This window comes from Microbacterium sp. ARD32 (assembly GCF_031844385.1).
Lineage (GTDB): Bacteria > Actinomycetota > Actinomycetes > Actinomycetales > Microbacteriaceae > Microbacterium.
Window position 1 is genome coordinate 25,755 of record NZ_JAUZVD010000005.1, and the last position, 14,317, is coordinate 40,071.

The following is a 14,317-nucleotide window of genomic DNA, read 5'->3' on the forward strand; positions in this document are numbered from 1 at the left end:
ATGAGGCATCCAGGAGGACCAGCACATGCACACCCGCACCCCGCGCATCCGACGCGCACTGTCCATCGCCGCAGCAGCCGGCGCCATCATCATCACCGCGGGCTGCTCGGGCGGCCTCGCCGGCGGAGACGGCGGCGACTCGGGCAGCAGCGACGGCCCCATCAAGATCGGCATGCTCGCCCCGTTCTCGGGCAGCGAGTCGGCCTTCGGCGACTACATGAAGAACGGCGCCCAGCTCGCCGTCGACGAGATCAACGATGACGGCGGCATCGACGGGCGCGAGCTCGAGCTGCTCGTGGAGGACGGCGCGTGCGACGCCACCACCGCCGTCGCGGCGGCCAACAAGCTCGTGACGAACGGCATCGTGGCATCCGTCGGCGGCTACTGCTCGGGTGCGACCCTGCCCACCCTGCCGATCTTCGACGAGGCGAAGATCCCGATGGTGATCCCGGCCGCCAACTCCAACGAGCTGGTCAGCCAGCACCTGCCCGGCGTCTTCCTCATCAACGGCACCGGCACGCAGCAGGCCCAGGCGGCCGTGAAGTACGCCCAGAAGAGCGGTGCGAAGGTGGTCGCCACCATCGACGACGCGACCTCGTACTCGGCCGACCTGGCGAAGTCCTTCGGCGAGCAGGCCGAGGATGCCGGCCTGACCGTCAAGTTCCAGGCCACCGTCACCCCGGGCGAGAACGACTACTCGGCCGTCGCCACGCAGCTGGCCAAGGAGAAGCCCGACCTCGTCTACTGGACCGGCTACTACCAGGAGGGCGGCCTGATCGTGCGTCAGGCGACGGATGCCGGCTACGAGGGCGCGTTCCTCGTCGGCGACGGCTCGGTCGACGCGAAGTTCGCCGAGATCGCCGGCAAGGGCTACACCGAGCACGTGCTGGGCACCTTCACCCAGACGCCCGACATGATCCAGGGTGCGGACAGCTGGATCGCCGACTATGAGAAGCTGGCCGGCGGCAAGCCCGGCCCGTACTCCACGCAGTCGTACGACGCCGTGCGCGTGGTCGCGCAGGCGATGACGGATGCCAAGGGCACCGACTTCGACGACGTGGTGGCGGCCATCGAGGGCCTGAAGGACTTCAAGACGTTCGCCGGCCCGCTGACCTTCACCGACGACCACACGCTGTCGGGCGGCGGCTTCGTGATCGTCGGCATCGATCCGGCATCCGGGAACTTCGTCCTCAAGGACGACCTCCAGGGCTGATCGGTCGGACGGGGGCGGCGCGAGAGCCGCCCCCGTTCCCGGTCGATGCACCTTCAACGCGGAAGGACACCCCCGCAGTGATGCAACTCATCTGGAACGGTCTGATCGTCGGATCGTTCTACGCCCTCGTCGCACTCGGCTACAGCATGGTCTACGGGATCATCAAGCTGCTGAACTTCGCCCATGGCGACATCTACATGCTCGGCGCCTTCGCCGGCTTCGCGACGCTGTCGGCCTTCGGAATCTCGAACGAGTCATCGATCCCGCTGCTGCTGGTGATCATGCTGCTCTCGATGGTGACCACCGGCCTGATCGGCGTCGGCATCGAGCGCATCGCCTACCGGCCGCTGCGCAAGAGCCCGCGGCTGGCGGTGCTGATCACCGCGATCGGCGTCTCGTTCACCCTCGAGTACGCCACCCGCCAGATCTTCGGTCCCAATCCGGAGGCCTTCCCCGTGCGGCTGGAATCGAGCGGCTTCGACTTCGCCGGCATGCGGATCACCGCCGCGCAGATCGTGCTGGTGGTGATCGCGGCCGCGCTCATGCTCGTGCTGGCGCACATCGTCGAGCGCACGCGCTCGGGCCGTGCGATGCGTGCGATCGCCCTGGATCCGCAGGGCGCGCAGCTGATGGGCATCAATGTCAACCGCGTGATCGCGACGGTGTTCTTCATCGGATCGGCGCTCGCGGGCGCCGCCGGTGTGATGGCCGGCGCGTACTACGGGTCGATCGACTTCCTGATGGGCTTCATCATCGGCCTGAAGGCGTTCACCGCCGCCGTGATCGGCGGCATCGGCAACCTGTACGGAGCCATGCTGGGCGGGCTGCTGCTGGGTCTGCTGGAGTCGTTCGGCTCGGCATGGTTCGGCGGCGAGTGGCGCGACGTGTTCTCCTTCGCCTTCCTGATCCTGTTCCTCACGTTCAAGCCGACCGGGCTGCTCGGCGCCCGCGTCGTCGAGAGGATGTGACATGTCCCGTACACAGACTCGAGCGGATGCCGCGCTGCGCGCGCCGTCGCCGCTCTTGGACCGCCCTGCCGCGCCCGGCGGCGTGCTCAACTCCAACAAGGGGTTCCTGAGGGCGCTCGGCCTGGTGGCCGTGGTGGTGCTCGCGCTGCTGCCGTTCCTGGACGCCTCGCGCTACACGATGTCGATCGCGACCAGCGCCCTGATCTACGTGATGCTCGCGATGGGCCTGAACGTGGTGGTCGGCTACGCCGGACTGCTCGATCTCGGCTACATCGCCTTCTTCGCGGTGGGCGCCTACACCTCGGGCATCTTCACCACCGTGCTCGGCTGGCCGATGTGGGCGGCGCTGCCGATGACGATCGTGGCCTGCATCGTGGCGGGCATCATCGTCGGCGCCCCGACCCTGCGGCTGCGCAGCGACTACCTCGCGATCGTCACGCTCGGCTTCGGCGAGATCATCCGCATCACCGCCAACAACCTCAAGATCACCGGCGGGCCCTCCGGCATCCACGGCATCCCGACCTGGTCGTTCGGCGGCTGGAGCTTCGCCGACGGGTTCACCGTGGCCGGCATCCAGTTCCCGCAGCGGGTGGTGTTCTACTACTTCGTGGTGATCGTGGTCGTGCTGGTGGGCGTGATCGGCGCCGGGCGCCTGGCCAAGGGCAAGATGGGCCGGGCCTGGAAGGCCGTCCGCGACGACGAGGACGCCGCCGAGGCCATGGGCATCAACACGTACATCGCCAAGATCACCGCCTACATCATCGGCGCGGTCTGGGCCGGCGTCGCCGGTCAGCTGATGGCCACGCACCTGTCGGCTATCAGCCCGAACAGCTTCCAGTTCCTGTACTCGGCGCTGATCCTGATGGCCGTCGTGCTCGGCGGGATGGGCTCGACCCCGGGCGTGATCATCGGCGCGCTGTTCGTGTCGCTGGCTCCCGAGCTGCTGCGCGACTTCGCCGAGTGGAGGTTCCTGATCTTCGGCATCCTGCTCGTGGTGGCCATGCTGTTCCGGCCCGCCGGGCTGTGGCCGTCGACCGCCATCCTGCCGTGGCTGAAGAAGCTCAAGCCGGTGCCGCCGCCGACGGCGGGCTTCGTGGCCGTGCCCTCCGAATCCGGCAACGAGGATCTGGAGACCGTGGAAGGGGAGGAGGCCCGATGAGCGCGCTGCTGGACGTGAGGGACCTGCGCCTGCAGTTCGGCGGCGTGAAGGCCGTCGACGGACTGAGCTTCCGGGTCGAGGCGGGGGAGATCCTCGCCGTGATCGGACCGAACGGCGCCGGCAAGACCAGCGCGTTCAACTGCATCTCCGGGTTCTACCTGCCCACCTCCGGCTCGGTCGTCTTCGACGGCAAGGACATCGTGCGCGAGGTGCCGTCGTTCTGGCGCCGGCTGCGGCTGGTCGACCTGCTGCAGAGCTTCGGCTTCTACCGGGTGCTGCCCTCGCGGGTCACCAAGTGGGGCATGGCGCGCACGTTCCAGAACCTGCGGCTGTTCCGCGAGCTGAGTGTGCTCGACAACGTCAAGACCGCCATGCACGCCAACGTGCGCGAGGGGTTCTGGGCCACGCTGCTGCACACGCCCGGCTACCGGCGGGCCGAGGAGGAGTGCGCCGAGCAGGCCCGCGGCTGGCTGGACTTCGTCGGCTTCACCGGCGACGAGAACCTCTACGTCACGCAGCTTCCCTACGGCGAGCAGCGCCGCGTCGAGATCGCCCGCGCGCTCGCGACCGCACCCAAGCTGCTGCTGCTGGACGAGCCGGCGGCCGGGCTGAACTTCAACGAGAAGCAGGCCCTCATGCAGCTGATCCGCCGCATCCGGGATCTGGGCGTCGCCGTCGTGCTGATCGAGCACGACATGGGGCTGATCATGAATCTCGCCGAGCGGATCGTGGTGCTCAACTACGGCAAGGAGATCGCCGTGGGCAGCCCCGAGCAGATCAAGAACGACCCGGTGGTGATCGAGGCGTACCTGGGCGTGGAGGACGAACCTCTGGATGAGACCAGGCTGCAGACCGGCACCGTCGACCTGTCGCTGCTGAACGAGCCGCGACCGGAGAGCTCCAGAAAGGGGAGGCGCTCATGAGCACGCTGACCGTCGACGCCGCCGACGTGTACTACGGCCGCGTGCACGCGCTGCGCCGGCTGAGCTTCGAGGTGGGCGAGGGCGAGATCGTCTGCCTGCTCGGCAACAACGGCGCCGGCAAGTCCACCACCATGAACATGCTCTCCGGGCTCGTGCGCCCGAAGTCGGGCGCGGTGCGCTGGGGCGACATGGATCTCACCACGGCCAAGCCGTGGGACATCGTCTCGGCGGGGCTCATCCACGTGCCCGAGGGGCGGCGGATCTTCTCCACCATGACCGTGCACGAGAACCTGCTGCTGGGCGGCTACACGGTGCGCGACCAGAAGCTGATCGCGCAGCGCGTGGACCAGGTGTACCAGCTGATGCCGCGGCTCGCGGAGCGGCGCAAGCAGCAGGGCGGCACCCTCTCGGGCGGCGAGCAGCAGATGGTCGCCATCGGCCGCGCCATCGTGGGAGGCCCGAAGCTGCTGCTGCTGGACGAGCCCTCGATGGGCCTCGCGCCGCTGGTGGTCAAGCAGGTGATGGAGACGATCCAGGCGGTCAACGCGCAGGGCGCCACCGTGCTGCTGGTGGAGCAGAACGCGCGGGCGGCGCTGAAGATCGCCGACCGGGCGTACGTCGTCGAGACCGGTCAGACCACCATGGAGGGTCCGGCCGCGGAGCTCGCGGCGGATGCCAGGGTGATCGACGCCTACCTGGGCGGCTGAGCCGCCCGCCGAGCTCGGGATGCGCCACCCGCGAGGGCTGGTGCATCCCGCTCGCCGCAGGGTAATATGTCACACGGTACACACATTCTCGGACGTGAAGACGGTTCCGGAAGGAGGAGCGGATGCGGGTCATCGTCATCGGCGCGGGCGCCGTCGGCGCCGCCTGTGCGCTCGCCCTCACCGAGGCCGGCGCCGAGGTGATCGTGCTGGAGCGCACCGGCGTCGCCGCCGAGACCTCCAGCCGCTGCGAGGGGAACATCCTCGTCTCCGACAAGCAGCCCGGCGCCGAGGCGCTGATGGCCATCGAGGCCGGCCAGGCGTGGCGCGAGCTGGCCGAGCGACTGGATGCCGATCGCGTGCCCGGGCAGCCCGCCACCGAGTTCGAGGCGAAGGGCGGCGTGGTCGTGGCGTTCGCGGGCGGGGCATCCGCTCTGCTGCGCTTCGCCGAGACCCAGCGCGAGATCGGCATCCGCGCCGACGTGCTCGATGAGCGGGCGCTGCGCGCGGCCGAGCCGCACCTGTCGCCCGAGGTCGCGCTGGGCGTGCACTACCCCGACGACGCGCAGGTGCAGCCGAGCCTGGCCACCCAGGCCATGCTCGCCCGCGCCCGCCACCTGGGTGCGCAGCTGCGCATCACGGAGGTCGTCGGCGGCATCGTCGAGGGCGACCGCGTGCGCGGCGTGCAGACCACGGCCGGCCGCATCGACGCCGACGCGGTCGTGAACTGCGCCGGCCCCTGGGCGGGGGAGGCCGCGGCCCTGTTCGGGGCGATGCTCGACATCCGTCCTCGCCGCGGCACGATCCTGGTGACCGCGCCCATGCCGCAGCGTGTGTTCCACAAGGTGTACGACGCCGACTACGTCGGCGCGGTCGGGTCGGCGGATGCCGCGCTGCAGACCTCGACGGTCGTGGAGTCCACCCCCGGCGGCACGGTGCTGATCGGCTCGAGCCGCGAACGCGTGGGGTTCTCATCCGAGGGGCTGCTGGAGCCGCTCGCGGAGATCGCGGCCAAGGCCACCCGGCTCTTCCCGTTCCTGCGCGACACGATGCTGCTGCGCACCTACTTCGGCTTCCGCCCGTATGCGCCGGATCATCTGCCGGCGATCGGAGCGGATGCCCACGTCGCCGGCCTGTTCCACGCCGCCGGCCACGAGGGGGCGGGCATCGGGCTGGCGCCGACCACCGGCGCGCTCATCGCGCACGCCGTGCTCGGCGCTCCCGCGCCGCTCGACCCCGCGCCGTTCCTGCCCTCCCGACCGTCCCTGCAGGGGGTGCCCGCATGAGCAGCATCCGGATCAGCTTCGGCGGGGAGGTGCTCGACGGACGCGAGGGGCAGAGCATCGCCGGCATCCTGCTCGCCCACGGCCAGCGCACCTGGCGCACCGCCGCCGGCGCCGAGCGCGGCATCTTCTGCGGCATCGGCATCTGCCAGGACTGCGTGGTCACCGTGAACGGCACCGAGGGCGTCCGCGCCTGCCAGCGCACCGCGTGCGAGGGCGACGTCGTCGAGCGGGAGGCGCGGCCATGATGCGCATCGTCGTGATCGGCGCGGGGCCGGCGGGGCTCGCCGCGGCGGCATCCGCCTCTCAGGCCGGCGCCGACGTCGTGATCGTCGACGAGGGCGAGCGCCCCGGCGGGCAGTTCTGGCGGCACCACCCCGGCTTCACCGACGCGCGCCTGCAGCACCAGCTGGGCCGGTTCGCCGATCTGCAGCGGGCGCTGGAGGGCGTGCGGATGCTGTCATCGGCGAGCGTCTGGCGGGTCGAGGCGGGCGCGCCGCTGCGCGTGCACGCCCTGGTCGGCCCGGTCGATGCGCCACAGCGGCAGGGCGAGACGCTCGAGGCGGATGCCGTGGTGCTGGCCACCGGCGCGCACGACCGCGTGCTGCCCGTGCCGGGCTGGACGCTCCCGGGCGTCACCTCGGCCGGTGCCGTGCAGGCGCTCGCCAAGCGCGACGGCATCGCGCTCGGCGCCCGCACCGTCGTCGCCGGAGCCGGGCCCTTCCTGCTTCCGGTGGCGCAGAGCGTCGCGATCCTGGGCGGCGAGGTCGCGGAGGTCGTCGAGGCGGCATCCGCCGGGATGATCGCACGCGGCTGGGGCACGCGCCCGTGGGAGATGGCCGCCGCCGCGGGCAAGGCCGGCGAGCTCGTCTCGTACCTGTCCACCCTGACCGCCACCCGCACGCCCTACCGGCTCGGCAGCGCCGTCACGCGCATCCACGGCACGAGCTGCGTCGAGGCCGTCACCGTGCAGCGCATCGACCGCGACTGGCGGCCGATCGACGGCACCTCCCGCACCGTCGAGTGCGATGCGGTCGCGCTCGGCCACGGGTTCACACCCCGCCTGGAGGCGGCGATCCAGTTCGGCTGCGAGCTCACCGGCGACCGCTTCGTGCGCGTCGACTCCCAGCAGCGCACCAGCATCCCCGGCGTGCACGCCGCCGGCGAGATCACCGGCATCGGCGGGGCGGATGCCGCGCTCGCCGAGGGCGCGATCGCCGGCCTCGCAGCCGCGGGCGTCCCCGAAGCCGACCTGCGCTACCGGATGCCGCTGCGATCCCGCCGCCGGATGCGGGCCTTCGCCGAGCGCCTGAAGACCCACGGCATCCGCCCGGGCTGGACCGCCTGGCTGGACGACGACACGATCGTGTGCCGCTGCGAGGCGACCACCCGCGCCGCGCTGCTCGAGTACGCCGACGCGTCTGCGCGCGGCCTGCGCCTGGCCACCCGCGCCGGACTCGGTCCCTGTCAGGGCCGCACCTGCGGCCGCAGCGTCGAGGACATCGCCGGCGCGGCGCACGGCATCGGCTTCGACCGCCGCCCCGTCCTGTCGTCGGTGCGCATCGGCGAGCTCGCCGCGCTCCGTTCATCCACCCCCACACCCCTTCAGAAGGAGAGATCTCATGACTGAGAAGAGCATGGACCTCGGCGGCGTCGTCGTCGCCACCACCCTCGCGTTCAAGGAAGACGCATCGGCACCGGCGGGCCTCGCGGTCGACTACGACAGGTTCGGCGAGCACGTCGACTTCCTGATGTCGAACGGATGCCGCGGCGTCGGCCCGAACGGCTCGCTGGGCGAGTACTCCTCGCTCACCGACGAGGAGCGCCGCAAGGTGATCCAGGTCGCCGTGGATGCGGTCGACGGCCGCGGCATCGTGATCGCCGGCGCGCACGGCGTGGGCAGCCACCAGGCGCGCCGGTGGGCCGAGTACGCCCAGGAGGACGGCGCCGACGGCGTGCTGCTGCTGCCGCCGATCGTCTACCGCGCCAACGAGGGCGAGGTCATCGCGCACTACGAGGAGGTCGCCAAGGTCGGCCTGCCGATCATGGCGTACAACAACCCGTTCGACACCAAGGTCGACCTGGTGCCCTCGCTGGTCGCCAAGCTGGCCGAGATTCCCGAGGTCGTCGCGATCAAGGAGTTCTCCGGCGACGTGCGCCGCGTCTACGAGATCAAGGAGCTGTGCGACATCGACGTGATCGCCGGTGCCGACGATGTGCTCTTCGAGCTGATGGTCAACGGCGCCGTGGGCTGGTTCGCCGGCTACCCGAATGCGTTTCCGCGCGAGGCCGTCGAGCTTTACAACCTCTGCGCCGACGGCAAGTGGCACGAGGCCAAAGCGCTGTACGAGCAGCTGGTCGCCGTGTTCCGGTGGGACTCGAAGACCGAGTTCGTGCAGGCCATCAAGCTGTCGATGGACATCTGCGGCAACTCCTACGGCGGCCCGACCCGCCCGCCGCGCCACCCGCTGAGCGACGAGCAGCACGCTCAGGTCACCGCCGACACCGAGCGCGCGCTGGCTGCTCTCGCAGCTCGCAAGGCCGCGGTCGCCTGACGCATGTGATGATTCTGGGAGGGGATGCCGCAGGCCGGCGTCCCCTCCCTCCCCACTTTCCACTTGGAGGCAGCTGATGCGCGCTCGCCGCACCGTCCAGGCAGTCGACTCGCACACCGAGGGCATGCCGACCCGCGTCGTCACCGGTGGCGTCGGCCGCATCCCCGGCGCGACCATGAACGACCGCCGGCTCTACGCCATCGAGCACCTCGACGGGCTGCGCGGGTTCCTCATGAACGAGCCGCGCGGCCATGCATCCATGTCCGGTGCGCTGCTGCAGCCGCCGGCACGGGACGATGCCGACTGGGGCGTCGTCTTCATCGAGGCATCCGGGTTCCTGCCGATGTGCGGCCACGGCACCATCGGCGTCGCGACCGTGCTGGTGGAGACCGGGATGGTCGAGGTGACCGAACCGGTCACCGAGATCCGCCTCGACGTGCCCGCAGGGCTCGTGATCGCCCGCGTGCGGGTCGAGGACGGCCGTGCCGTCGACGTCACGATCGAGAACGTGCCGAGCTTCGTGGACCGGCTCGACTCGCGCATCCACGTGCCCGGCATCGGCGAGATCACCTACTCGGTCGCGTTCGGCGGCAACTACTACGCGCTGGTCGGACTCGACCAGGTGGGGCTGCCGTTCGATCGCGCGCGGCAGGGGGACATCCTGGCCGCGGGACTGAAGATCATGGATGCCATCAACGAGCAGGCCCCGCCCGTGCATCCGCTGCTCGAGGGTGCGAACCACGTGCATCACGTCGAGTTCATCGCACCGGGATCGGACGCCGTGCGCTCGCGGCACGCGATGGCCATCCACCCCGGCTGGTTCGACCGCTCGCCATGCGGCACCGGCACCAGTGCGCGGATGGCCGAGCTGCACGCGCGCGGCGAGCTGGCGCTGGAGAGCGACTTCGTGAACGAGTCGTTCATCGGCACCGCCTTCACGGGACGGCTCGTGGGGGAGGCGACCGTGGGCTCCCTGCCCGCCGTCATCCCGACCATCACCGGACGGGCCTGGGTGACCGGGCTCGGCCAGTACCTGCTCGACGAGCACGACCCCTTCCCCGAGGGGTTCGTGTTCTGATGGGCGGCGCTTCAGGCGGATGCTGTGCGCAGAGCACGCACGGGACCCGCGACTGACAAGATTGATCGAGACCAAGAGGAGACCGACGTGACCGAGAACCAGAGCATCGCAGACGTCGCCGCGGCAGCATCCGCCGCCGCCCGCCCGTTCGCCCGCACCACTCCGCGCGAGCGCGCTGCGGCCCTGGTGGCCGTGGCCGATGCGCTGGATGCCGCGGCCGGCGAGCTCATCCCGATCGCGATGCGCGAGACGGGCCTGGCCGAGGCGCGCCTGACCGGCGAGCTGCGGCGCACCTCGTGGCAGCTGCGCCTGTTCGCCGACACGATCGTCGACGGCGGCTACCTCGACGCCCGCATCGACCTCGCCGACCCGGAGTACGTCATCGGCCCGCGGCCCGACGTGCGGCGGGTGCTGGAGCCGGTCGGCCCCGTGCTGAACTTCGCCGCCTCGAACTTCCCGTTCGCGTTCTCGGTGGCCGGCGGCGACTCCGCCGCAGCGCTCGCCGCGGGCTGCCCGGTGGTCGTGAAGGCGCACTCCGGGCATCCCGAGCTCTCCCGCGCCACCGCCGAGGTCGTCGTCGACGCACTGCGCGGGGCCGGGATGCCCGAGGGCACGTTCCAGCTGATCGAGGGCCAGGAGAACGGCGTCGCGCTGCTGAAGGACGAGCGCATCCGCGCCGGCGCGTTCACCGGGTCGACGCATGTCGGACGGATGCTGGCCGACATCGCCGCCGCACGGCCCGTGCCGATTCCGTTCTACGGCGAACTGGGCAGCGTGAACCCCGTCTACGCGACCTATGCGGATGCCGCGCTGCTGGACGGCTTCGTCGCCTCGGTGTCGGGTTCGGCGGGGCAGCTGTGCACCAAGCCCGGGTTCCTGTTCGTGCCGGCGGACGCCGACCTGTCGTCCGTGGGACAGGCGGCGTCCGCGGTGGCCGAGCACCGGCTGCTGAACCCCGGGATCGGCCGCGCGTTCTCGCAGCGGCGCTCCGACGTGCTCCGGGCGTCCGGTGTGCAGGTGCTCTCCGAAGGCGAGGTGCGCGCGGACGACGACGGCCAGACCTTCGCGACGCCAACCGTCGTGGCCGTCGATGTCGACACGCTGCTCGCCGACCGCGAGGCGCTGCTGGACGAGTCATTCGGGCCGCTGTCGGTGATCGTGCGGTACTCCGACCGCGCTGCGCTGCCGGCGCTGCACGCGGAGCTCTTCCCCGGCAACCTCACATCGACCCTGCACGCGCGGGACTCGGAGCTGGCGGACGGTTCGCTCGCCGATCTCGTCGACGCGCTCGCCGAGACCAGTGGACGCGTGCTGTTCGGCGGCTGGCCCACCGGAGTGTCGGTGACGCCGGCCATGCAGCACGGTGGCCCCTACCCGGCGACCACGAGCGATGGCACCAGCGTCGGCACCGCCGCGCTCACGCGCTTTCTGCGCGGCGTCGCCTACCAGGGCGCCCCGCAGGAGCTGCTGCCCGCGCCGCTGCAGGATGCGAACCCCTGGGGTGTGCCGCAGGCCATCAGCCGTGCCGGTGGCTCGACCTCGTGGGGTGCCTCCGCGCGCTGAGCGGCGCGGGCGCTGAGCGGCGCGGATCGTGTTCGCGGGGCCCGGATGGCCGGCTCAACCCCGGGGAAGGGCATCATATGGGACCCGCGAACCGAGGTGCGCGGTGTGTGCGGGTGCGAGGTCAGCGCAGGCTGAAGCCGTCGCGGAGCGGGTCGCCCTCGTCGAGCTCGAAGGTCGAGATGCCGACGCGGTGCGCCATTCCGCTGACCTCCGGGATGACGCCGAGAGAGGTGCGCTCGGCGATCCGCGCCAGGAAGCGCGTGCCGATGATCGAGTCGTGCGTCAGCACCTCGGCATCCGCCAGCTCGCCGGTCGCGGCGAGCAACGCGACCCGGGCGGCGGTGCCGGAGCCGCACGGGCTGCGGTCCACCTCGCCGTCGGCGAAGACCGTGACGTTGCGCTGGTGCGGGCCGTCGGCGGTGCGGCCGAGGTCGTCGAACAGGATGGTGCCGTAGACGCCGCTCAGCCGGGCATCCGGCAACTGCGCCGACGGATGCTCGTTGAGCGCCCACTTGATCTCGCGGCCGATCGCGATGAGGTCGGTCGTGTCCGACGGGACGACCGATAATCCCACGGCGGATGCCGGGAGCGTGGCGTACACGGCACCGCCGAACACCAGGTCGACGACGACCTCTCCGCGGGAGGTGCGCAGCGGGATGCCGCGCTCGAGCACGCGGGATTCGACGTTGCGGAACACGATGTCCTCGATGCGTCCGCGGCTCTGGCGCACGCGCGCCTGCACGCGTCCGCTGGGAACGTCGATCGTCACGACGGTCTCGCCGTCGGGATCGGAGGGCACCCGGCCGGTGCGGACGGCCCACGCGCCGAGCGCGATGGTGCCGTGCCCGCAGGCCGTGGAGAAGCCGTCCTTGTGCCAGAACAGCACGCCGAAGTCGGCGCCCGCGTCATCCGGCGGAGTGATGAACCCGCCGTACATGTCGTCGTGGCCGCGCGGCTCCAGGCAGAGGAAGCGGCGGACGCCGTCGGCTGCGCCGCTGATCGCCTCGACTCTCCGCTCGGCGACGGTCGCCCCGTGCGTGGGGACGTCCTGCACGATGCGGAACGGCTCGCCGGCGGTGTGCCAGTCCTCGGTGCTCCAGTGCATGCGGGATCCTCTCGGGGGCGGGATGGCCGGTTCAGACGGCCAGACGGGCCACGGCGAGATCCTGCCAGCCCATGCCGCAGGTCTTCACGATGCGCGGCCGGTCGGTGACGGGGGCGACCGCGCCGGTGAACAGCTCGTGCATGGTGACCACGTCGTCAGCGCGCAGCGTGCCCGCCTCGACGGCGCGGATCACGTCACCCGCCTCGGCCGCGGCCACCCGCCGGCTCTCGACGACCACCTGCGAACGGCCGACGAGCATCGGATCGAGCTCGGCCTTCTGCGGCTCGTGCGAGCCGATCGCGACGATGGTCGCATCATCGCGCACCTGGTCGGAGGGAAAGAGGGGATCGGATGCCGTGGTCGCGCACACGATCAGATCGGCCGTGCTCACGGCATCCGGGGTTCCGACGCTGATCTCGGCGTCCGGTGCGTACCTGCGCGACTCCTGCACGGCCGCCTCGGCGCGGCCGGCGTCGCGGCCGATCAGCCGGATGCTGCGCAGCGGACGGATGGCCTGCAGCGCCTCGACGTGGCGGACGGCCTGCGGACCGGTGCCGAAGATGACGGCGTCGCCCGCGTCCGGGCCGGCGAGCACGTCGACGCAGGCGACGGCGACGGCCGGGGTGCGCAGGCTGGTGAGGGCGGTGCCGTCGAGGATCGCGGTGGGCGCGAGGGTGGTGCCGTCGAGCAGGATGTAGACGCCCTGGATGCGCTCAAGCCCACGTGCCGGATTGCCGGGGGCGACGGTCGCGAACTTCTGGCCGACGCCGCCGTCGACGGCGGCGGGCATGAGCAGGAGCTGTCCGTTCGGCACGTCGAGGATGCCCCGGGGGAGGTCGCCCTCGGGGTCGAAACCGGCACGGAGGACGCGCTGAAGCTCGGCGATCGCGGCGGACATGCTGACGCGCTCGGCGATGGCCCGGGCGCCTACGAGGGCGAGGGCGTCGATGACGTCGGACATGCCTCGAGCCTAGCCGGGTAATATGTCACGCGCTAGTTCGGATGCCTGTGATCCGATTCGCGCGCGGGGCGCGGGGTGTCGTAAGCTGGACGACGGTGACGTGTCCGAGCGGCCGAAGGTGCAACTCTCGAAAAGTTGTGTGGAGTAACCCTCCACCGTGGGTTCAAATCCCACCGTCACCGCACTTGAGGCGCATATTTCCGTCGAGAAGTCAAATTCCGCGGAAATATGCGCCTCTCTCGTTGTCATCGGCGGTGTCGCGCCAGAACTTGTGTTGACATTTTGTGTTGACACGGCCCGTTTAGGCCCGTCACGATGATGATGATGACTCCTCCTGACGGTCTCACGACGCCTCCCGTAGCGCCTGAACCAACCCTTGAATCGGCTTCAAACGACCGCAAGAAGCATGCGCGCAAGAACCCGAAAGCGTGGCGGCGACCCAACGGTGAGGGTTCTGTCTTCCCTGTGACGGTCACCCTCAAAAGCGGCCGACCGACGACGTACTACCGCGGAACGAAGCAGATCCTCATTGGTGAGAAGAAGCATCGAGTAACGGTTCAGGCCACGAGCTATCAGGCAGCACGGGAGCGCCTTGAGGAGAAGGTGCTGGCTCTACGGGTTGCCTACGGGCTTGAGTCCATTGACAAGATGCCTACGCCGCCCGAGTACGAGCTTCTTACGGTCGAGAAGTGTATGTACGACTGGCTTGAAGAGAAGAACAGCAACGGCGACCTCAAGCCCGCGAGCTACCGCATGTATGACGCTCGCATCCGGAACCATATCTTGCCGGTCTTCGGGACTCAGC

The 14,317-nt window shown here is 70.5% G+C and carries 14 protein-coding genes and 1 tRNA gene; 13 read left to right on the forward strand and 2 right to left on the reverse strand.

Annotated features, from left to right (window positions below):
* Positions 1-25: 25 nt before the first annotated feature.
* The 11 genes from Q9R19_RS14385 to Q9R19_RS14435 all read left to right on the forward strand — a co-directional run bounded on the left by Q9R19_RS14385 (position 26) and on the right by Q9R19_RS14435 (position 11,446).
* Positions 26-1,213 carry a branched-chain amino acid ABC transporter substrate-binding protein gene (locus Q9R19_RS14385; RefSeq protein WP_311257091.1) on the forward strand — a complete coding sequence of 396 codons (1,188 nt, stop codon included), beginning with the start codon at positions 26-28 and terminating at the stop codon, positions 1,211-1,213.
* Between the two features lie 80 nt (positions 1,214-1,293).
* Positions 1,294-2,181 (forward strand): branched-chain amino acid ABC transporter permease, encoded by an 888-nt coding sequence (locus tag Q9R19_RS14390; protein ID WP_311257092.1) that lies wholly within the window; start codon positions 1,294-1,296, stop codon positions 2,179-2,181.
* Position 2,182: 1 nt separating this feature from the next.
* A complete protein-coding gene (locus tag Q9R19_RS14395; RefSeq protein ID WP_311257093.1) occupies positions 2,183-3,340 on the forward strand; it encodes an ABC transporter permease subunit in 1,158 nt (385 codons plus the stop codon).
* A complete protein-coding gene (locus tag Q9R19_RS14400; protein ID WP_311257094.1) occupies positions 3,337-4,263 on the forward strand; it encodes an ABC transporter ATP-binding protein in 927 nt (308 codons plus the stop codon). The genes Q9R19_RS14395 and Q9R19_RS14400 overlap by 4 nt, the downstream gene beginning before the upstream one ends.
* Positions 4,260-4,970, forward strand: a complete 711-nt coding sequence (locus Q9R19_RS14405; RefSeq protein WP_311257095.1) for an ABC transporter ATP-binding protein — start codon at positions 4,260-4,262, stop codon at positions 4,968-4,970. Before Q9R19_RS14400 ends, Q9R19_RS14405 begins: the two co-directional genes overlap by 4 nt.
* Before the next feature lie 122 nt (positions 4,971-5,092).
* On the forward strand, positions 5,093-6,253 hold the full coding sequence (locus tag Q9R19_RS14410; RefSeq protein WP_311257096.1) for an FAD-dependent oxidoreductase: 1,161 nt from the start codon (positions 5,093-5,095) through the stop codon (positions 6,251-6,253).
* Complete coding sequence (locus Q9R19_RS14415; protein WP_311257097.1) at positions 6,250-6,498, forward strand: (2Fe-2S)-binding protein; 249 nt, start codon at positions 6,250-6,252, stop codon at positions 6,496-6,498. Before Q9R19_RS14410 ends, Q9R19_RS14415 begins: the two co-directional genes overlap by 4 nt.
* Complete coding sequence (locus tag Q9R19_RS14420) at positions 6,495-7,880, forward strand: FAD-dependent oxidoreductase (protein ID WP_311257098.1); 1,386 nt, start codon at positions 6,495-6,497, stop codon at positions 7,878-7,880. The genes Q9R19_RS14415 and Q9R19_RS14420 overlap by 4 nt, the downstream gene beginning before the upstream one ends.
* Entirely contained in the window at positions 7,873-8,805 is a 933-nt protein-coding gene (locus Q9R19_RS14425; protein WP_311257099.1) for a dihydrodipicolinate synthase family protein, read from the forward strand. Before Q9R19_RS14420 ends, Q9R19_RS14425 begins: the two co-directional genes overlap by 8 nt.
* Positions 8,806-8,881: 76 nt before the next feature.
* Positions 8,882-9,883 (forward strand): proline racemase family protein, encoded by a 1,002-nt coding sequence (locus tag Q9R19_RS14430; protein ID WP_311257100.1) that lies wholly within the window; start codon positions 8,882-8,884, stop codon positions 9,881-9,883.
* An 87-nt stretch (positions 9,884-9,970) separates the two neighbouring features.
* Complete coding sequence (locus tag Q9R19_RS14435; RefSeq protein ID WP_311257101.1) at positions 9,971-11,446, forward strand: aldehyde dehydrogenase (NADP(+)); 1,476 nt, start codon at positions 9,971-9,973, stop codon at positions 11,444-11,446.
* A 121-nt stretch (positions 11,447-11,567) separates the two neighbouring features.
* Here Q9R19_RS14435 and Q9R19_RS14440 read toward each other — a convergent pair whose 3' ends face one another.
* Complete coding sequence (locus Q9R19_RS14440) at positions 11,568-12,551, reverse strand: proline racemase family protein (RefSeq protein ID WP_311257102.1); 984 nt, start codon at positions 12,549-12,551, stop codon at positions 11,568-11,570.
* Between the two features lie 31 nt (positions 12,552-12,582).
* The gene (locus Q9R19_RS14445) at positions 12,583-13,512 is read right to left on the reverse strand and encodes an ornithine cyclodeaminase family protein (protein WP_311257103.1); all 930 of its coding nucleotides are present in this window, start codon (positions 13,510-13,512) and stop codon (positions 12,583-12,585) included.
* Between the two features lie 94 nt (positions 13,513-13,606).
* Between Q9R19_RS14445 and Q9R19_RS14450 the strand changes: the two genes are divergently transcribed.
* Both Q9R19_RS14450 and Q9R19_RS14455 read left to right on the forward strand, forming a co-directional pair.
* A tRNA-Ser gene (locus tag Q9R19_RS14450) sits at positions 13,607-13,694 on the forward strand.
* Positions 13,695-13,977: 283 nt separating this feature from the next.
* Positions 13,978-14,317, forward strand: a 340-nt coding sequence (locus tag Q9R19_RS14455; RefSeq protein WP_311257104.1) for a hypothetical protein, incomplete at its 3' end; no start/stop codon positions are given.